General features: G+C 62.7%; 19 protein-coding genes. 5 read left to right on the forward strand and 14 right to left on the reverse strand.

The window, feature by feature from the left end; genetic code table 11:
• Positions 1 to 9: 9 nt before the first annotated feature.
• Complete coding sequence (gene ubiE / locus I6E81_RS12550; RefSeq protein ID WP_307783970.1) at positions 10 to 819, reverse strand: bifunctional demethylmenaquinone methyltransferase/2-methoxy-6-polyprenyl-1,4-benzoquinol methylase UbiE; 810 nt, start codon at positions 817 to 819, stop codon at positions 10 to 12.
• A 127-nt stretch (positions 820 to 946) separates the two neighbouring features.
• Here ubiE and I6E81_RS12555 point away from each other — a divergent pair, with 127 nt between their 5' ends.
• Complete coding sequence (locus I6E81_RS12555) at positions 947 to 2,200, forward strand: isochorismate synthase MenF (protein WP_197108270.1); 1,254 nt, start codon at positions 947 to 949, stop codon at positions 2,198 to 2,200.
• Between the two features lie 50 nt (positions 2,201 to 2,250).
• Here the strand turns inward: I6E81_RS12555 and I6E81_RS12560 are convergent, their stop codons facing one another.
• The 4 genes from I6E81_RS12560 to I6E81_RS12575 form a co-directional block, all read right to left on the reverse strand.
• Positions 2,251 to 2,895 carry an arsenate reductase ArsC gene (locus I6E81_RS12560; RefSeq protein WP_197108272.1) on the reverse strand — a complete coding sequence of 215 codons (645 nt, stop codon included), beginning with the start codon at positions 2,893 to 2,895 and terminating at the stop codon, positions 2,251 to 2,253.
• Positions 2,896 to 3,006: 111 nt separating this feature from the next.
• Positions 3,007 to 3,831 (reverse strand): polyphosphate kinase 2 family protein, encoded by an 825-nt coding sequence (locus tag I6E81_RS12565; RefSeq protein ID WP_197108274.1) that lies wholly within the window; start codon positions 3,829 to 3,831, stop codon positions 3,007 to 3,009.
• A 70-nt stretch (positions 3,832 to 3,901) separates the two neighbouring features.
• Complete coding sequence (gene menD, locus I6E81_RS12570; RefSeq protein WP_197108276.1) at positions 3,902 to 5,617, reverse strand: 2-succinyl-5-enolpyruvyl-6-hydroxy-3-cyclohexene-1-carboxylic-acid synthase; 1,716 nt, start codon at positions 5,615 to 5,617, stop codon at positions 3,902 to 3,904.
• Complete coding sequence (locus I6E81_RS12575; protein ID WP_197108278.1) at positions 5,598 to 5,930, reverse strand: PLD nuclease N-terminal domain-containing protein; 333 nt, start codon at positions 5,928 to 5,930, stop codon at positions 5,598 to 5,600. The genes menD and I6E81_RS12575 overlap by 20 nt, the downstream gene beginning before the upstream one ends.
• A 55-nt stretch (positions 5,931 to 5,985) precedes the next feature.
• On the opposite strand from I6E81_RS12575, the gene I6E81_RS12580 reads away from it, so the two are divergent.
• Positions 5,986 to 6,336 (forward strand): DUF4229 domain-containing protein, encoded by a 351-nt coding sequence (locus I6E81_RS12580; protein ID WP_197108286.1) that lies wholly within the window; start codon positions 5,986 to 5,988, stop codon positions 6,334 to 6,336.
• A gap of 6 nt (positions 6,337 to 6,342) precedes the next feature.
• Here the strand turns inward: I6E81_RS12580 and I6E81_RS12585 are convergent, their stop codons facing one another.
• The 4 genes from I6E81_RS12585 to I6E81_RS12600 all read right to left on the reverse strand — a co-directional run bounded on the left by I6E81_RS12585 (position 6,343) and on the right by I6E81_RS12600 (position 9,972).
• On the reverse strand, positions 6,343 to 7,341 hold the full coding sequence (locus tag I6E81_RS12585) for a 1,4-dihydroxy-2-naphthoate polyprenyltransferase (protein ID WP_197108295.1): 999 nt from the start codon (positions 7,339 to 7,341) through the stop codon (positions 6,343 to 6,345).
• Between the two features lie 9 nt (positions 7,342 to 7,350).
• Positions 7,351 to 8,463, reverse strand: coding sequence for an AMP-binding protein (locus I6E81_RS12590; RefSeq protein WP_197108305.1), 1,113 nt, complete (start codon positions 8,461 to 8,463; stop codon positions 7,351 to 7,353).
• A gap of 17 nt (positions 8,464 to 8,480) precedes the next feature.
• A complete protein-coding gene (locus I6E81_RS12595; protein ID WP_197108307.1) occupies positions 8,481 to 9,464 on the reverse strand; it encodes a 1,4-dihydroxy-2-naphthoyl-CoA synthase in 984 nt (327 codons plus the stop codon).
• 82 nt (positions 9,465 to 9,546) lie between these two features.
• Complete coding sequence (locus I6E81_RS12600) at positions 9,547 to 9,972, reverse strand: 1,4-dihydroxy-6-naphthoate synthase (protein WP_197108309.1); 426 nt, start codon at positions 9,970 to 9,972, stop codon at positions 9,547 to 9,549.
• Positions 9,973 to 10,014: 42 nt separating this feature from the next.
• On the opposite strand from I6E81_RS12600, the gene I6E81_RS12605 reads away from it, so the two are divergent.
• Together I6E81_RS12605 and I6E81_RS12610 are read left to right on the forward strand one after the other, a co-directional pair.
• Complete coding sequence (locus tag I6E81_RS12605) at positions 10,015 to 11,007, forward strand: o-succinylbenzoate synthase (protein WP_197108311.1); 993 nt, start codon at positions 10,015 to 10,017, stop codon at positions 11,005 to 11,007.
• A 65-nt stretch (positions 11,008 to 11,072) separates the two neighbouring features.
• Positions 11,073 to 11,687, forward strand: coding sequence for a hypothetical protein (locus I6E81_RS12610; RefSeq protein WP_197108313.1), 615 nt, complete (start codon positions 11,073 to 11,075; stop codon positions 11,685 to 11,687).
• Positions 11,688 to 11,847: 160 nt separating this feature from the next.
• Here I6E81_RS12610 and ccsB read toward each other — a convergent pair whose 3' ends face one another.
• Genes ccsB through I6E81_RS12635 form a run of 5 tightly spaced genes read right to left on the reverse strand, consistent with a single transcriptional unit; the run spans position 11,848 to position 16,441 of the window.
• On the reverse strand, positions 11,848 to 12,849 hold the full coding sequence (ccsB, locus tag I6E81_RS12615; RefSeq protein ID WP_307784162.1) for a c-type cytochrome biogenesis protein CcsB: 1,002 nt from the start codon (positions 12,847 to 12,849) through the stop codon (positions 11,848 to 11,850).
• Positions 12,846 to 14,498 (reverse strand): cytochrome c biogenesis protein ResB, encoded by a 1,653-nt coding sequence (locus tag I6E81_RS12620; protein WP_307784163.1) that lies wholly within the window; start codon positions 14,496 to 14,498, stop codon positions 12,846 to 12,848. Before I6E81_RS12620 ends, ccsB begins: the two co-directional genes overlap by 4 nt.
• On the reverse strand, positions 14,476 to 15,219 hold the full coding sequence (locus I6E81_RS12625; protein WP_197108315.1) for a cytochrome c biogenesis protein CcdA: 744 nt from the start codon (positions 15,217 to 15,219) through the stop codon (positions 14,476 to 14,478). The genes I6E81_RS12620 and I6E81_RS12625 overlap by 23 nt, the downstream gene beginning before the upstream one ends.
• Positions 15,219 to 15,809 carry a TlpA disulfide reductase family protein gene (locus I6E81_RS12630; RefSeq protein ID WP_197108317.1) on the reverse strand — a complete coding sequence of 197 codons (591 nt, stop codon included), beginning with the start codon at positions 15,807 to 15,809 and terminating at the stop codon, positions 15,219 to 15,221. Before I6E81_RS12630 ends, I6E81_RS12625 begins: the two co-directional genes overlap by 1 nt.
• Positions 15,806 to 16,441 (reverse strand): histidine phosphatase family protein, encoded by a 636-nt coding sequence (locus tag I6E81_RS12635; RefSeq protein WP_197108319.1) that lies wholly within the window; start codon positions 16,439 to 16,441, stop codon positions 15,806 to 15,808. Before I6E81_RS12635 ends, I6E81_RS12630 begins: the two co-directional genes overlap by 4 nt.
• 67 nt (positions 16,442 to 16,508) lie before the next feature.
• Between I6E81_RS12635 and aspS the strand changes: the two genes are divergently transcribed.
• Entirely contained in the window at positions 16,509 to 17,837 is a 1,329-nt protein-coding gene (gene aspS / locus I6E81_RS12640; protein ID WP_197108321.1) for an aspartate--tRNA(Asn) ligase, read from the forward strand.
• The last annotated feature ends 54 nt before the right edge of the window (positions 17,838 to 17,891 follow it).

Here is a 17,891-nt window from a genome sequence, read left to right on the forward strand (position 1 = left end):
TGCGAAGCGCTACGGCTTCGGTGTGCTGTCAGAAGAGGTCTTGGGCGTCTTGGGCATAGTGATCGTCTTGATCGGACGAGTGGCATTGCCCTTGCGCTTAGCGACGGAGGCCAGCACTGTTTCATCAACAGGCTTGTGGCCACGGTGCATGGCAACGATGCCTGCGGTGAGATTGCGGTACGCGACGCGAGTGAACCCGGCAGCCCGAATCCACTGGCTGAGTTCGCCTTGGTCTGGCCACTCGCGAATCGACTCGGCGAGGTAGGTGTATGCCTCAGGGTTAGAGCTTGAACGATCAGCAATGATCGGCATGACACGGTTCAAGTACGTGAAGTATCCGGCGCGAACAATCGCGACGGGGGGCTTGGAGAACTCGGTGATCACCAGACGGCCACCGGGCTTGAGAACGCGGTACATCTCCGACAGCGCTGCGCGCGGATCGTTGATGTTGCGCAGACCGAAGCTGATCGTGACGGCGTCGAACTCATTGTCGCCAAACGGCAACTGCTGAGCGTCGCCCTGAATGAACTCGATCTTCTTGTGACGCTTGCGAGCCTGTTCGACCATCCCTGTCGAAAAATCGAGACCGACAACGCGGGCACCGTTGCGGTGCAAAGCTGCCGAGCTTGTGCCCGTGCCAGCCGCAATATCGAGGATGCGTTCGCCCGCTTCTGGGGCCACCGCGCGCACTGTTGCAGCGCGCCACAGCACCGCATTGCCGGCGGAAAGGACGTTATTTGTGCGGTCGTAGTGTTTTGCGACACCATCGAACATTCCGGCTACGTCTTCCGGTCGCTTGTTCATGTCAGCCTTACCCACATCACTAGTCTAGGGCGCTCAGAGCGGATGCTCACTTTCCTGCCCGCAACTGACAGGTACTCTGATACTTGGGAGACATTGTTGGGGCAAAAGCCGTCCGGTCACGGGCAGAATCGGAGAAGGTGCCATGGCTAGCACCCATGCCGTCCTGAGCAGTGTTACGCGCCCAACCGCAGCCGTCGATCGACTACTCGACTGGATCACCCCGCAGCATCCTCTCGGCTTCATTCGCGACGGCGAAGGCCTTGTTGGTATTGGCGAATTGCTGCGACTCGAGTTCCGAGGTGCCACCCGATTCACCGACGCCGCGGCCGCCTGGAACGAACTCTCGCGCACCGCAATCATCCACGACAGCGTGAAGCGCGCTGGCACCGGCCTGATCGCCCTCGGCAGCTTCGCGTTCGCCGATTCTTCGGATGCCGTGAGTGTGCTGATCGTTCCCCGCATTGTTGTCGGGAGCCGCGACGGCATCCAGTGGGTCACCACCATTACCGCCGGAGAAGCCAGCGGCCTGCCTGTCACCTCCGATGGCCTTCCCGCTGACCCTCGAGAAGCCGCCGGGGACCCCGTACACATCGTTTTCACCCCCGGTGAGATGAGCGCAAAAGGCTTCACCAAGACCGTCAAAGCGGCCCTGCGCGAAATCTCCCACGGTGCGGCAGCCAAGATCGTTATCGCGCGGGACCAACACGCTGACCTGCCCGAGAACGCCGATCTGCGCATCCCCCTCAGCGCCCTTGCTGCGCGCTACCCCGACACCTTTACGTTTGCCGTCGACGGCCTCATCGGATCGAGCCCCGAAACGCTCGTGCGAGTGCACAACGGTGCCGTCAGCGCCCGCGTGCTTGCCGGCAGTGCCGCGCGCGGCGGAGACCGCATCTCCGACGGGCGAGCCGCCGGAAGCCTCATGAACTCCCCCAAAGATCAGAAAGAACATGCGCTCGCGCTTGCCAGCGTCATGGATGCCCTCGCACCGCTCAGCAGTGAACTGCATGCGGCATCCGCACCCTTCACGCTTCAGCTGCCCAACCTGTGGCACCTCGCGACTGACATCGATGGCCGGCTCCGGGAGCACGCGAGTGCGCTCGACCTGATCGAGATTCTGCATCCGACCGCGGCCGTCGCAGGCACCCCAACGCCCGATGCCATCCGCATCATCGATGAACTCGAAGGCTTCGATCGCGGACGCTACGCCGGCCCGGTTGGCTGGGTGGATGCCCACGGCAACGGCGAATGGGCTGTTGCGTTGCGCTGCGCCCAAGTGACCGGCACGCGCATCACGGCCTACGCCGGAGCGGGAATCGTGGCGGGCTCTGACGCCAAGAAGGAACTCGCCGAGACCGAACTGAAGTTCCGCCCCATCGTCGAAGCTTTCGGGTAGCGACGCGGGCAAGCCGCCGCTGCCGCCTCCTCTGCTGCCGTCGCCGGAAGCTAGGGCGCGATCTCGCGCAGTAGTTCTTCCACACGTGCGCGGATCTCATCGCGCACCCGTCGAACTCCGTCGATGTCGAGGTCGGCAGGGTCAGTGAGCTGCCAATCGAGGTAGCGCTTGCCCGGATAAATCGGGCAGGCGTCGCCGCAGCCCATCGTGATCACGGCATCCGCAGCACGCACGACGTCGTCGGTGAGCGGTTTGGGAAAGTCGTCGGTGAGGGCGATGCCCTCTTCTGCCATCGCGTCGACGACGAGAGACAGGATGCTCGCGCCCGGCTCTGATCCGGCGGAGCGCACGTGAACGCGCCCCTTGCCGAGCTCGCGAAGCCACGCTGCGGCCATCTGCGAGCGCCCGGAGTTCTGCACACAGACAAAGAGCACCTCAGGCACCGTCTTCGGAATCACGCCCTTCGCCTGAGCGAGAGCAGCGAGGCGGTCGTGCGCAAAGCGGTAGGCGAGGCTCGCTAGGTGCGTCGAAACTTTCGCGGTGCGCGCAAGCGCAGCGTAGGACTCGAAGAGAACTCTCTCGATGGTTTCCTCGCTCACGAGGCCGTCGTACTGCACCGCAAGACGTTCAGCGCCGCGGCGAAGAACGTCGTTGGGGTCAGTAAGCGGCAGTTGACCAGAAGATGGGGTGCGCATGATTCCTCGTTTCGCTTGAACACTCAAAGCATAGATGAACGTCTATGTATTTTCGAGTGTTAGCGAGCAGATTCATTTTCCGTTCACGAACGGCCAGCCCGCACCAGCCGACTAGCTGTTCGCGAGTCGCACTTTCTCAGCCTCGACGTCGTAGTCGGCGCTCGGCCACTGCAGGTCAAGGCTCTCCAACGCTTCGAGCAGAAGCTGCTGAACAGCCCAGCGCGCGTACCACTTGTGGTTCGCCGGAATCACGTACCAGGGAGCGTTCTCGGTCGTCGTGCGGCGCAGCGCGATCTCGTAAGCCTCTTGATAGTCATCCCACAGCAGTCGCTCGTCGACATCGCCCGGGTTGTACTTCCAGTGCTTCTCGGGGCGATCAAGTCGCTCTTGCAGGCGGTCTTTCTGCTCGTCAGCGCCGATGTGCAGCATGACCTTGATGATCGTCGTGCCCTGCGCGATCAATTCGTTTTCGAACTCCTGAATGATGCCGTAGCGCTCTTCGACCGTCTCAGGCGTCGAGAACCCCCGCACGCGGTGGATCAGCACGTCCTCATAGTGCGAACGGTCAAAGACTCCGATGAAGCCGGGGCCTGGGAGCTCCTTGCGGATGCGCCACAAGAAGTCGTGTGACTTCTCCTCATCGGTCGGTGCCTTGAAGGCATGAATCTGCACGCCCTGCGGATCAACCCCGCCAATCACGTGCCGCAGGATGCCGCCCTTGCCCGCGGTATCCATCGCCTGCAACACGAGCAAAACGCGGCGCTCGCCACCGAACTTGCTCTCGGCGAAGAGCCGCTCTTGAAGCGCAGCGAGACGTTCGCCGTTTTTCTCGAGAGCTTTTTCGGCATCCTTCTTGTTGCCATCGAACTCAGGAGTGGATGACGGATCGATGCTGGCAAGCTCGAAATCAGCGGTGACAGGCGTGAGTGTGCTCATGCCTCAAGGCTACTCGGCACGCTTCTCAGCGCTAGGGGTACCGGGCCCGATTGCGGCCACGGCATCGACATTAGCGGCCGAGCGGAACCTCGATGATGGTCGGCTCGGGGTGTGCAGACAATGCTTGATCGAGTTCGCCCCGCGTTGCCGCAGAAACATACCGCCAGCCGTACGCGACAGCGAGCGCCTCGATGGAGGCGTTCTGTTGCGTGAGCAGCACCCGGTCGAAACTGTCGCCAGCCTGGCTCGCCACCTCGAGTCCGTCGAAGATGGTGCCGCCGTTGTCGTTGCCGACAATCACTTGGATGCGCGGTCGAGGTTCGCCAACGCCAAACATCAGCGCGCCCACATCGTGGAAGATCGCAAGATCACCAAGGAGCACACGAGTGACTCCCTCGTTGCCAGCTTCGGCTTGGCTCGCGAGCGCGATTCCGAGAGCGGTCGAGATCGTGCCGTCAATACCGGCGAGGCCACGATTGGAGTGCACCGAAATCTTCTTGCCCGGCACCACACGATCGACCTCGCGGATCAGTCGTGACGCGCCAAGGACGAGACGATCGTGCGGCCACGTGGCACGCCAGACGGCTTCGGCGAGCATCCGCCGGTCAACGGGGGTGCGCACGATCGCGAGTTCTGACTTAGCGTGGGTTCCGGCATCCGCTTCGATGTCAGGGGCGATGCTCTCAGTTTCGAGCAACTGGCGGCTCGACATCACCCAGCGACCCAACCACGCGCGATCGGTGGCTTCGCCCGAGACTGAAACCTCATCGACAAAGAGTCGAACGCACCGACCGGGGTTGTAATCGTCGGCCGACGGATGCCGCACCACAATGGTTTGCACCCCACGACGCTGAATGAGCGCGGGAATCTCTCGGCTGAGAGTCGGATGCCCGAACACGATCACGCGTGCCACCCGGTCACCGAAGTTGGCGGCATTCAGCAGCTCGCGGTAGGCGACCACGAGGTTGGGCCCGAAATGGGCTCCACTCGCGACCTCCGCGATGAGCGGTGCGCCGAGCTCGCGGGCTACTTGCTCGGCGCGAGGGCCAGCGCCGGTGCCCGCAATAACGACGGTGGCGGGCGACGGTGAGATGGCGAGATTTGTGGGAGCGCCCGGCGACTGATGCGTGGTGGTTTCAATCACAGGATCGAGGTCGCTGAAGAGATCGGGAAAGACGGGCTCGCGGGTGCCCGCCGGTTCGGGGGCGACATCTCTGTCACCGGGTTCCCACACGAAGGGCGCAGACAGCGGATCATCGAAAGACAGATTGAGGTGAACGGGGCCATTGACCGCGGCGACAGCATCGCGAGCGAGTTGCGCTGCGGCATCCATCTCACCATCAGCGCCGGTCGGCGCTTCAACATCCCACGTCTGGTGCACCGCGGTGCCAAAAATACCCGGCTGCTGCGTGGTCTGGTTGGAGCCAATACCGCGCAAGGAGTCGGGACGGTCGGCGCTAATGATGATCAGAGGAACTGCCGAGTGGTGCGCTTCAAGAACGGCAGGGTGCAGGTTGGCGACGGCGGTGCCAGAGGTGGTGACGACGAGCACGGGCGAGCCTGTTTCGACGGCAAGCCCCAAGGCGAGGAAGGCACCAACGCGCTCATCGATGCGCACGCGCAACCGCAACAAGCCCTGCTTCTCGAATTCGGCAGCAGCCAGCGCGAGAGCCTGCGAGCGCGAGCCTGGGCTCAGCACAACGTCTCGAACGCCGAGACGAACGAACTCTTCGAGAAGGGCTACCGAGAAGTTGGTGGCTGGAGAGTTAGTTGGTCTTATCGTCATCGTCGAGATCTGCAAGTTCCTGTTCGAGGCGGCGAATGCGCTCATCTTGTTCTTCCTGACGGCGCATCTTGCGCAAGAAGTCAGGATCATCGTCGGGTGCAACAGTGCGCGTCTGGCCAGAATTGGCACTACGTGCCTTGCCGAGCATGAACCAGAGCACCACTCCGATAACCGGCAGCAGCAGGATCACGATGATCCACAACACCTTCGGCATAGCGCGAACCCGGCTGCGTTCGGTAAGGATCACATCCACAATGGAGAACACGTCTACCGCGACGATCGCGAAAGCGAGGACGACCAATAGGCGAGGCATGCCACCATTCTACCGCTCGCAGTCTGCACGCGGGTTGCGAGCCTAGACTGTTGCCGTGAAACCTTGGATCGCCTACTCTCTTCTCCGCGTCGGAGTCTTCGCCGCAGCCTTTACCGTGCTGATGATCGCGAACGTCGAGCCGTGGATCGCCGCCCTCATCGCCGCAATTCTGGGATTCGCCATTTCGTATGTGTTTTTCTCCAAGCTGCGGGATGCCGTGGCTCTCGACCTTGCTTCCCGTCGCGGACGCCCCGCCCACGATCCTGATCGTGACGCTGAGGATGCCGCCGCCGACTACGACGCTGCCGAAGCAGACGCTGAGGCAGACACGGAGTCCGAAACGGAAGCCAGCGCGTCACCCACCGAGCAGGGCACGACGCCTACGCCTCGCAACGACTCCCCGTAACGACGTCTAGAACACGATCGCTGCCGCGAGCCCTAGCCCAAACAACAGGGCGGTAAGCCCGGTGAGGCGCAGCGCCAAGATCAGCTCGGCTGGCGTCTTTGCGGTGAGCACGATCACGCAGGCGGGCAGCGCCACGAGCAGTACGAAGTTCACCAGGTAGGCGTTGAAGTACAGCAACGAGTAGACGCCCAAGATGCCGAACGGCACGAGCATCGCTACGACGTAGAAGATGCGCGATGGCAGGTTGCCCATCCGCACGGCCAGGGTGCGCTTTCCGGCGATCTTGTCTTGGGCGATATCGCGGATGTTGTTGACCATGAGCGTTGCAACGGCGAACAACCCGACAGCAACGGCCGCCAACCACGACTCAAGATTCACGGTGCCGGCGAGCACGAACGTGGTGCCGGCGGTCGCGACGAGGCCGAAGAAGATGAAGACGAACACTTCACCGAGGCCGAGGTAGCCGTAGGGGCGTTTGCCTCCCGTGTAGAAGTAGGCGGCGATGATGGCCGCAGCACCGACGGCGAGCATCCACCAGTGTCCGCTTCGCACGACGATGATGAGTCCGGCGATGGCGGCGATGCCAAACCAGACGAACGCGACAGTGATGACGGTGCGCGGGCGGGCAGCGCCAGAGGCAGTGAGGCGACGAGGACCAACGCGGTGGTCATCTGTTCCCCGCACTCCGTCGGAGTAGTCGTTGGCGAAGTTGACGCCGATTTGGAGCGAGACCGCAACGATCAGGCAGAGCAGTGCGCGGGCCCAGTGCCAGCCGGTGCCATCCTCTTCGTGAGGAAGCACGTAGGCCGCCGCTGTACCCAGCGCAACGGGGGCAAAAGCCAAAGGCAACGTTTGGATGCGGGCACCGCTGATCCAATCGCGCGCGGTGGCTTTGGCAATCTTGGGTGCTTTCGGCGGTCGAGGACCTGGGCGTCCGCCCTTTTTCTTCGCCGCGGAGGCGGAAACGGTTGCGGGGTCGATGCGTTGCTTTTTAGGAGAGGCCACGGAGGGATTCTACTTAAGCACGACTGTGGCTAAGGCGAGTCTGTCGGGTTTGCCCGTCGACAGCAGCGGAATCTCATCGATCAGCATGATCCGCGCGGGCGCTGCCGCGGCCGAAGCCAGCTGGGCCGACACCGATTGACGCACCACGTCGAGGTCGATCGCCCGTGTCGTGATCACCACGGGGGCTTCACCCCACTCGGGGTGGGGAGCGGCGACAACGACAGCAGCATCCTGGCCGGGCAACGAGCGCACTGCGTTCTCAACCTCCGCGATCGAGACTTTCACTCCGCCGGAAATGATCATGTCATCGGCGCGACCGCGTACGCGCAGCACGCCATCCACGAGTTCACCGACGTCGTCGGTGCGGTACCAGCGCACGCCATCCTGCACCCGAAAAGAGAAGGCACTGCGGCGTGGGTCGTCAAGGTATCCCTCGGCAAGCATGGGGCCAGCTAGTTCAATGCGGTCATCCACGAGACGCACCTGGGCGGTGGGTAGCGGCTTGCCGTCCCAGACAGCGCCGCCGCCGGTTTCGCTCGACCCGTAGGTGGTCGATACGGCAAGACCGCGAGCGCGGGCCGTCGCCAATAACGCTACCGGGATCGACTGGCCGCCGACCAGAATCCGCTGGAAGGTGGAAAGCGCCGCAACGGCCTCTTCTGACTCGAGCAGTCGCGCCAATTGCACGGGCACGAGCGACACAAAGCGACGCTCCCCCGTGAGCTGCGCTGCTGCCTCGACAAACGTGGTGGCGCTAAAGTCTCGAGTCGCCATCATGACCGGCTCGGTACCCGCACAGTGCGAACGCGCCAACACATTGATTCCGGCGATGTAGTGCGCAGGCACAGCAAGAAGCCACTGCCCCGGGCCACCCAGAAGCTCATCGGATGCCGCAGCACTCGCCTTCAGCGCGGCAGCACTCAGCATCACGCGCTTTGGTCGGCCGGTCGATCCGCTCGTTTCTACGATCACCGCAACGTTCGCGGGCACTGTTTCTGGCAGTCCAGAGGGGGAGGCCGGGTGCGGCAGAATCGCGGCTCCCAAACCATCGAGTGCTGGCTTCAGCGCCGCCCACACTTTGCGGGGATCGCGCGCGTCAATTGACCAGAGTTCTCGTGTCATTGCTATGGCTCCGTTGCCTAGTATTGCCAGGGGAAAGGCGACCAATCGGGTTCGCGCTTCTGCAGGAATGAGTCGCGGCCTTCGACAGCTTCGTCGGTGCCGTAGGCGAGGCGGGTCGCTTCGCCCGCGAAAACTTGCTGGCCAACAAGGCCATCGTCAACCGCGTTGAGGGCAAACTTGACCATGCGGATCGCGGTCGGCGACTTCGTCATGATGGTTTGCGCCCACTCATAGGCGGTTGCTTCAAGTTCGGCGTGGGGCACGGCAGCGTTGATCGCTCCCGCGTCGAGGGCGCGTTGCGCGTCGTACTCGCGGGCGAGGAAGAACACTTCACGTGCAAACTTTTGGCCGACTTGGCGAGCGAAGTAGGCGCTGCCGTAACCGGCGTCGAACGAACCGACGTCGACATCCGTCTGCTTGAAGCGGGCATGCTCGGCGCTGGCAATCGTCAGATCGCAGACGACGTGCAGCGAGTGGCCTCCGCCCGCTGCCCAACCGGGCACGACAGCGATAACGACCTTGGGCATGAAGCGGATGAGGCGCTGCACTTCGAGAATGTGCAGGCGACCGGCGGCGGCACGGCGCTTTCCTGCGGCAGCAGCAGCGTCTGCTTCAGTGAGCTGGGCATCAGCATTCGCAGCGGCAACACCGGCCGCCGTGGGGTTCGTCGCCCCCTCTTGGCCTTCGTACTCGTAACCGGCACGGCCACGGATGCGCTGATCGCCGCCCGAACAGAACGCCCAGCCGCCATCTTTCTCGCTCGGGCCGTTGCCGGTGAGAAGCACGACGCCGATGCGTGGATTCTGACGCACGTCGTCCAGGGTTTGATACAGCTCGTCGACGGTGTGCGGCCGGAAGGCGTTGCGCACTTCGGGGCGATCGAACGCAATGCGCGCAATCGTGCCCGTCACATCGTGGTGGTACGTGATGTCGGTGAGGTCATCGAACCCGGCGACCGATCGCCACAACTTCTCGTCAAAAATTTCAGAAACAGGCGCCATGGCTCCACCCTAACCATCGGGGTGCAGAGCGGGCTGATGCCGAACCGGGGATGTTCGGCTTTCGTTCGTCGCGACGAACCCTTTAGCTGCCGAAGAAGCGGAAGACGTACAAAACGATGAGCGGGTTTGCGAGAACAGCGACGGCAAGCCCAAAGGCTGCCCAGCGGCGCTGCAGGCCGAAAATGAGACACAGCATGGCGGTAATTACGGCCGAGATCGAGACCACGATTGCGGCATACGCCAGAGCGGTGCCGTTCGGGTAGTCCCCGCCAGCAGAGACGATCATCGCGATGATGAACAACACAAGCGTGGCGATGCCCAGTGCTGCGGCAATAAACCCCAGCCACCGCGGGCGTGATCGCCGCGCAACCGGACCCTCTTCGGCGTCGGGGGCTGGCTCCTGCTCGCCGTCGGTGGGCAGCTCAGTTTCTTCGTCGTCGACGACGCCCACGACGTAGTACGGCACGACTTTGGTCGCTACGCGCTCGATATCCCCCGGATTAGTCACGCAATTACCCTAACTGACAGAGGAACTTGTCAGACTGGGAACATGTTCCCTTCAGTGAACGACATTCTCGACACCGCGCACGTGGTGTCTCTGCCCATGACCTCACGCTTTCGCGGCATCGATCAGCGTGAAGCGCTCCTCTTTCGCGGCCCTCAGGGGTGGAGCGAGTTCTCACCATTCGTGGAATACGACGATGCCGAAGCGACCCCGTGGCTGCTGGCCGCAATTGACTACGCCTGGAATGAGATGCCGCCGCTCGTGCGCGACCGCATCTGGGTTAACGCCACCGTGCCCGCTGTTCCCGCCGACCTTGTCGAAGCGGTTCTCGAACGTTTCCATGGTTGCCGCACTGCCAAGATAAAGGTCGCCGAGCCTGATCAGACCCTTGAGGATGACATTGCTCGCGTCGCCGAAGTGCGTCGCGTCATGGGGCCGACCGGCCGCATCCGCATTGATGCCAACGGCGCGTGGACAGTCGATGAGGCCGAACGTGCCGTGCATGCCCTCGCCAAATTTGACCTCGAATATGTCGAGCAGCCGTGCGCGACCGTCGACGAGCTGGGCGAGCTGCGCACCCGCATCGCGTACATGGGGATTCCTGTGGCGGCTGACGAGAGTGTGCGCAAAGCCGCCGACCCGCTTGCGGTTGCTCGGGCGGGTGCCGCCGACCTGCTCGTCATCAAAGCTCAGCCGCTGGGAGGCGTCTCTCGAGCCCTGGCAATCGTAAAGGATGCCGGGCTGCCCGTCGTGGTCTCGAGCGCCCTGGAGACCTCCGTGGGGCTTGCGATGGGCGCGCATCTCGCCGCCGCCATCGACCCCCTTGACTACGACTGTGGACTTGCCACGGCATCCCTGCTCGCCGCCGATGTCACCGCCGCCCCCCTGCGCGCTCGCGACGGCCACCTCGAAGTGCGTCGCATCGAGGCCGATGAGGCGCTGCTCACGCGCTGGGCCGCAAACCCTGAACGCACGCAGTGGTGGCGCGATCGCGTCGTTCGCTGCCACGAACTAGGTAAAAACTACTCACCTCAGTAACGCGGACGCTCAGTAGGGTGGAATCACTGGTTGCCGCCACCGGCAAGCACATCCGAGGAGCAAGAATGAGTATTGAGTCGCGCCGTTTGCGTGCCTTAGCCGCCGTCAGCCTGCTCAGCCTCGCCACCCTCACGGCCTGCGCGTCACCGTCCGACGAGCCGACCGCGACCGATGCCGCAGTGGATGCCACGGCCCCCGAGGAAGTGGAAGAAGAAGCCGCCACCGGCCCCGAGTGCCTCATCGGTGACTGGTACATTGCCGAGGATCAGATGCAGCGCTTCTACTCCGCAGTCAGCGGCACCAACGAAGGACTCGACATCACGGTGGAGGGCGGCACCGGGCTCGCTTTCACCGCCACGAGCTACACCTACACTCCCGACTTTGCGATCCTGTTGCAGGTCGCAGGCACCGAAGGAACCGGCGCTATCACCGGCGGCATCAGCGGGGAATACAGCGCCACCGAGTCAGTGATTACGACCTCTCAAGAAGTGAGCGATATTGCCGTCACGGTGACTGTGTCTGGCGTCACGATGGATGGCGCCGACCTCACGAATAGTTTCCTATCCAGCGCGCCCATCAACTCGGCACCGTATGAATGCGGCGCCGAAGGTCCGCTGTTGCAGTTCAGCACCGGCGAGGGAAAGCCCACTGTGCCAATTCAGCTCACTGCAGCAGGCTAACGCGGCGCACCACACTGAGCCCTTGGGGCTCTCCTCGATCAAACGCTGGGGTTCAGCTCGGTGCGGCCCCAGCGTTTTTCTTCCGCCAGGACGTCGGGCGCCCAGCCCTCTGGGCACGGCGAAACAGAGGCGCTGATGACGCGCCTCGCTGAGCCTAGTTCTACAGGCCTGAGTAGGAGTGAAGTCCCTTGAAGAAGAGGTTCACGACGGTGAAGTTGAAGATGATGGCGGCGAATCCAACTATGGCGAGCCACGCTGAACGCGAGCCGCGCCATCCGCGGGTTGCCCGGGCATGAATGTAACCGGCATAGATGGTCCAGATGATGAACGTCCAGACTTCCTTGGTGTCCCAGCCCCAGTAACGGCCCCAAGCCCGCTCGGCCCAGACAGCTCCGGCGATGAGAGTGAAGGTCCACATGACGAAGCCAACGACCGTCAGTCGGTACGCAAGAGTTTCGAGACGGTCAGCGGCCGGCAGGGTGTCGAGAAAGCGCAGCTTGAGTGCCTTGCCCGCTTCGCGACGCGACTGCATGAGCTGCACAATCGAGAGCCCGGCGGCGAGGGCAAAGAACCCGGTGCTGAGGCTGGCGACGAAGACGTGGATGACCAACCAGGCCGACTGCAACGCTGGCGGCAGCGGCACGACATCCACATAGAAGCTTGAGGTGCCGACGCCGAGCGCGAGCAATGCAAACCCGGTGATAAACGAGCCGAGGAAGCGCAAGTCTTGCCAGAACTGCACCAGTAAGAAGACGCCGACGATCAGGGCTGTTGCGGTGAGCGTGAACTCAAACATGTTCGCCCACGGAACGCGGCCAGCGGCAACTCCACGGAAAATGACGGCACTCACGTGCAGCACCCAGGCGATGACGGTCAGCGCCATGGCGATTCGCAACGACTTAGGCGAGTGCGCAACAGCAGCATCACCCGTTGAAGCGGGGCCTGCGGTCAGCGTTGCCGTACGGCCAGAACCCGCCGCCTGCAATACAGATGCCTGCTGGGCGGATGCCGTAGCCAACCCGGTTGCACTCGCTGCGGAAGCATCGCTCGACTCCGCCGAGCGGCGCGCCAAGTCGACGGCGAACATTACGAACGCAAAGGTATAGATCGCCATCGCTGAATAGACCGCAATCAGCGAATACGACACGAAGGTCTCAGTCACGATTCCACCCTAACTCTCAGTTGCTGGGAATGCTTATCGGCGAAGTCAGCGACCGCTGACTCGAGGTTGGGGTCGTCGCCGCGGGCTAGGGCGGCGTATTCAATCGTTGTCACACCCGACGGGTCGGTTGTGGCTGCTACCCACATGCGACGGCGCGGCACAAAGAGACTCGTGATGAGCCCGCCGAACAGCAACATCGAGAACAAGAGCACGGGCAGCTGCGACGGGTCATGGTGCACATCAATGGAGACGAATCGCGGGATGCTCGTCAACTCAACGCTGCCCAAACCGTCGGGCAGTTCAAGCCTGTCGCCGGGAGTGAGCCGCAAGGTTTCAGCTTCAGAGTTTCGACCCGCGATCTGATCGAGCGAGTCGGTGTTGAGCGAATAGGCATTGGTGCCCTGCCCGTTATCGAGGCCGAGGTCACCCTCGTACACCTCCAGTGTGAGCACGGGTGAGACCAGGTCGGGATACACGGAAGCAAGTGCGCCAGAGCTGAGGGTTCCCGTGGTCGGGTACAGGAACCCGAGCATCCCAATCTGCTGATCGAGTCCGTCGGGAACCTTAATGATGCAGGTGCTGCCGAGGTTGGCGTCGAACGGGAGGCACGGAGTGGGTTGCGACCAGATGACCTTGTCGTCCGCGTCACGCACCGTGATGATCGGGGCATAGCCGTTGCCGAGAAGATACAGATTGGTGCCGCTCAGGCTCAGAGGCGCGTTGACCTTGATCTGGGACTGCTGCGGTTCGCTGCCACGCACCGTAGTGGTGACATTCGCAGTGAAGTCAATCGCTTGACCGATCGCTTGTTGGTTCTCGATTTCGTAGACCGGCTCGAACGAGTCGAGCGCAACGGTGTACGGATCGAGCGAGTCATCCGTGAAGAAGCGCCCCGGGTTGAAGGAGTCGTAACTGGCGAGAGAGTTGCTAAACGCATACCCCTCAACAACGACGCGCTGGCCCGTGTAGCCGAAGCCGCCGCCGATCCCCACCGTGACGAGCACGCCGACGAGCGCGGCGTGAAAGACGAGGTTTCCGGTCTCCCGCAGGTAGCCACGTTCGGCGCTGACCGAATCGCCATACAGTTCGGTGCGGTACCGCTGCGAGCGCAGCAGGCGGCGAGCCGAGTCGATCGTGGCTGTGGCATCCGCCTCGGTCGTGCGGGTCGTGAAGCCCTGCAACCGCGAAAGGCGGGCGGGGGTTTTGGGTGGGCGAGCGCGCAGCGCATCGAAGTGGTGTTTGGTGCGCGGCAGCACACAGCCGATGAGTGAAATGAAGAGCAGAAGATAAATCGACGAGAACCACACCGAGGAGTAGGTGTTGAAGACTTGGAAGAAGTCGAGCACCGCTGCAGTGTCGGGATAATTGTTGCGGTAGGCAATGACACCGTTGGGGTCCGATGTGATTTGCGGCACGAGAGAACCCGGAATCGCCGCCACGGCCAAGAGAAGCAACAAGAACAGTGCGGTGCGCATGCTCGTGAGTTGGCGCCAGAAGAACCGCGCGTAGCCCACAAAGCCGAGCTTCGGCTGCGTGATCTTGCTTTCCGGCGCAGGCGTCGGCGCGTCCATGTGGTCGCTGGGACGCGTGGCATCCCCGCCAGTTACCGAATCGCCAGCTTCTGAATCAGAGGAGTGTGTCGAAGCCACCGATCACCGCCCCCAAACTTGTCACGATTGCACGCCACACACCGGTGACCATGAGTAGACCGATCAGCACGAGCAGCGCTCCGCCGATCAGATTAATAAGACGGATGTGGCGGCGCATCCACGCCACCGAACCGGTTGCCCAGTTGAGTCCAAGCGCCACCAAGAGGAACGGGATGCCGAGACCGAGACTGTAGGCGATGCCGACGATGGCGGCACGGCCGGGGTCTCCGCCATCCAGCACCATGCTTCCGACGGCGATGAGGGTGGGGCCTACGCAGGGCGTCCAGCCCAAGGCGAAGACAATGCCGAGCAACGGCGCGCCAGCAAGACCGGTCGCCACCTTGAACTTCGGCTTGATCGTGCGCTGGGCGAAGGTAACTTGCCCGATGAACACGACGCCCATCACGATCACGAGCGCCCCGGCGATGCGGGTAATCAGATCGAGCCACGGGCGCAGCAACAACCCGGCTGTGCCGAACAGCACCGTGAAGGCCACGAAGACCACAGTGAAACCAAGGATAAAGAGACTCACGCCGAGAACGAGGCGCTTCGTGCTCCCCTTCTCCTCACTGTTCGTGAACCCGCCGATGTAGCCGAGGTAGCCGGGCACGAGAGGCAGTACACACGGTGAAGCGAACGAGACGAGGCCCGCGAGCAGCGCAATCGGAATCGCCAGAAGGAGGTTGCCGCCGAGAATGAGCTCCCCGACCGGGTTCGACACTACTGTTCCTCGGCGATGACGGAGTCGATCATCGCGGCGAGGATGCTGGGGTCGCGCACCAGACCGCTGATGCGTGCGGCAACGCGCCCTTCGCGGTCGACCACGAGAGTGGTGGGCACCGCATTCGGAGGCACGGAGCCCGCGAACGCCAGCTGCACGCCCGCGGTCCTGGCATCCACAACGGAGGCGTACGGAATGCCGAACTCGTCAGCGAAGGTGAGCGACGTTTCGGCAGTGTCAGACACGTTGACGCCCAAGAACGGCACCTCGGGGTATTCCTCACTCAGGGAGGCGAGGTCAGGCGCTTCGAGGCGGCACGGCGGGCAGCTCGAGTACCAGAAATTCACGACGTAAACGGAGCCGACGAAGTCATTGCTTGAGACGGAGTCGCCCGTGTCGAGGGTTGCGTCGTACGTGATGGGTTCATCGCGGCTGTCGGCCGGAATCTCAACGGTCGAACCGTCACCCGAGATGTAGCCCTCTTCTGATCCGTTCTCGTACTGCTGCGCGAGACTTTCAGTGGCGCCGGAGCACGACACGGTAAACAGAGCAAGGCTCGCCACAACAGCGGCGATGAGACGGCGATTCACACGGCTCCTAAATCGATGGATGCTGCCAGCAAGTCTCCCGCAGGTTCCTGATAGTCAACCTCGACGAAATGGTCTCCCTCGCGGGCGAGCGTCGTGATGCTAGACAGGGTGCAGCGGCGGTGGCGGGGGTCGTGGGCGAGCCGCATTTTCTTCACGGAACGGGCTACAACAACGATGGGCAGCTGATGGCTGACCATGACGATTTCGCCGCCGTCTGCCGCGGACCATGCCTCGTCAATGGCAGCGAGCATCCGGGCTTCAATGCTCACGTACGCCTCACCCCAACTGGGCTTGAACGGATTGATCAGGTGCGGCCACGCGCGCGGCTGGCCGAGAACCTGCGGAAAGCGCAGTCGACCTCCCTCGAACCAATTGGACGGCTCGATGATGCGCTCTTCGGTCGTGATGGGGAAGCTATAGCGCTCCGACCAGGGCTGCGCCGACTCTTGGGCGCGCTGCAGCGGGCTCGCGTAGAGGGCAGTGAGGGGTCGATCCGCGAAGCTTGCGGCGGCGACATCCGCCATTTTATGACCGAGTTCACTGAGGTGATACCCGGGAAGACGGCCATAGAGAATGCGGTCAGGATTGTGCACTTCACCATGGCGGACAAGATGGATGAGGTCTGCTGGCACGGTATTCAGTCTACGTCGGCAGCCCTCCCGCACTTTCTCTCCCGTGATCCCTTGTAAACTCGGCGCTGTGACTACACGCACCCTCATTAAGAACCTGGCCGCCGCTAGCGATGGAGAGACCTCCGTTTCGGGTTGGGTCGACACTGTTCGAGATCAAAAGAAGGTGCAGTTCGTTGTGCTGCGCGACGAGTCGGGTGCGGTGCAGCTTGTTCACCCCCGCTCGTTCAACGAAGACGGCACCCCGGCAGAGGATCCCCTCGCCGAGATCATTTCCGGGCTCGCTCAGGGCACCTTCCTCACCGCAACCGGTGAGTTGAAGCACGACGAGCGCGTGAAGCTCGGCGGCGTTGAGATCAAGCTTGCCGATATCGAGATCGCCGCCGAGGCCATCCCTGAGACGCCAATTGCAGAAGACACCAGTGTTGACAAGCGCATGGACTGGCGCTTCCTCGACCTTCGCGTACCGCGCAACAACCTGATCTTCCGCATCCAGACCACGCTTGAGCACGCCTGGCGCACCTACTGGGTTGAGAACGACTTCATCGAAATTCACACCCCCAAGCTCATGGCCAGCGCGAGCGAATCGAAGGCTGAGCTGTTTGAAGTCGACTACTTCGACACCAAGGCCTACCTCGCGCAGAGCCCCCAGTTCTTCAAGCAGATGGCTCAGTCCGCTGGCTTCGGCAAGATCTTCGAGATCGCACCGAGCTTCCGTGCCGACCCGAGCTTCACCTCGCGTCACGCCACCGAGTTCACCATGGTCGACAGCGAGATCAGCTGGATCTCCAGCCACGAAGACGTCATGAACCTGCACGAAGAGCTCATGGTTGCCGGCTTCCAGGCCGTCAAAGACAAGCACGGCGAAGAGATCGAGAAGCTATTCGGCATCGAGATGACGGTGCCGACTCGCCCCTTCCCCCGCATCCCGCTCGCCGAGGCTAAGCAGATCGTCAGCGACCGCGGCTACACGGTGCCGCGCGCCGACGCCGACATGGACCCTGAGGGCGAGCGCCAGATCGCCGCCTACGTGAAAGAAACTTTCGATCACGACTTCGTGTTCTTGACCGACTACGCCGCCAGCATCCGCCCGTTTTACCACATGCGTCACGCGGATGATGCAGGCCTCACGAACAGCTACGACCTCGTGTTCAACGGCGTCGAGATCTCCACTGGCGCCCAGCGCGAGCACCGCGTTGATGTGTTGGAGGCGCAGATCCGCGACAAGGGCATGGACCCTGCAGAGCTCGACTTCTATCTCGACTTCTTCCGCTACGGCGTACCGCCGCACGGAGGCTTCGGCATGGGCCTCGGTCGAGTCCTGATGCTGTTGCTCGGCCTTCCGAACTTGCGGGAAGCCACCTATCTTTTCCGGGGACCAACCCGCCTCACTCCGTAGCCGCCTTGTGGGGCTCGCGAGGGCCTCACAGTTCGACACACCGAACCCATAGCC

Origin of the sequence: Salinibacterium sp. NG22 (assembly GCF_015864925.1) — a bacterium.
In the GTDB taxonomy this organism is placed as follows: domain Bacteria; phylum Actinomycetota; class Actinomycetes; order Actinomycetales; family Microbacteriaceae; genus Rhodoglobus.

What these genes read in the sequence shown, in the direction of transcription:
- menD (WP_197108276.1), bottom strand. Translation starts at nt 5,617, where the DNA reads ATGACGATAAGACCAACTAACTCTCCAGCCACCAACTTCTCGGTAGCC.
- I6E81_RS12605 (WP_197108311.1), top strand. Translation starts at nt 10,015, where the DNA reads ATGTTCCCTTCAGTGAACGACATTCTCGACACCGCGCACGTGGTGTCT.
- I6E81_RS12575 (WP_197108278.1), bottom strand. Translation starts at nt 5,930, where the DNA reads ATGCCTCGCCTATTGGTCGTCCTCGCTTTCGCGATCGTCGCGGTAGAC.
- I6E81_RS12555 (WP_197108270.1), top strand. Translation starts at nt 947, where the DNA reads ATGGCTAGCACCCATGCCGTCCTGAGCAGTGTTACGCGCCCAACCGCA.
- I6E81_RS12560 (WP_197108272.1), bottom strand. Translation starts at nt 2,895, where the DNA reads ATGCGCACCCCATCTTCTGGTCAACTGCCGCTTACTGACCCCAACGAC.
- I6E81_RS12565 (WP_197108274.1), bottom strand. Translation starts at nt 3,831, where the DNA reads ATGAGCACACTCACGCCTGTCACCGCTGATTTCGAGCTTGCCAGCATC.
- I6E81_RS12610 (WP_197108313.1), top strand. Translation starts at nt 11,073, where the DNA reads ATGAGTATTGAGTCGCGCCGTTTGCGTGCCTTAGCCGCCGTCAGCCTG.
- I6E81_RS12590 (WP_197108305.1), bottom strand. Translation starts at nt 8,463, where the DNA reads ATGACACGAGAACTCTGGTCAATTGACGCGCGCGATCCCCGCAAAGTG.
- I6E81_RS12595 (WP_197108307.1), bottom strand. Translation starts at nt 9,464, where the DNA reads ATGGCGCCTGTTTCTGAAATTTTTGACGAGAAGTTGTGGCGATCGGTC.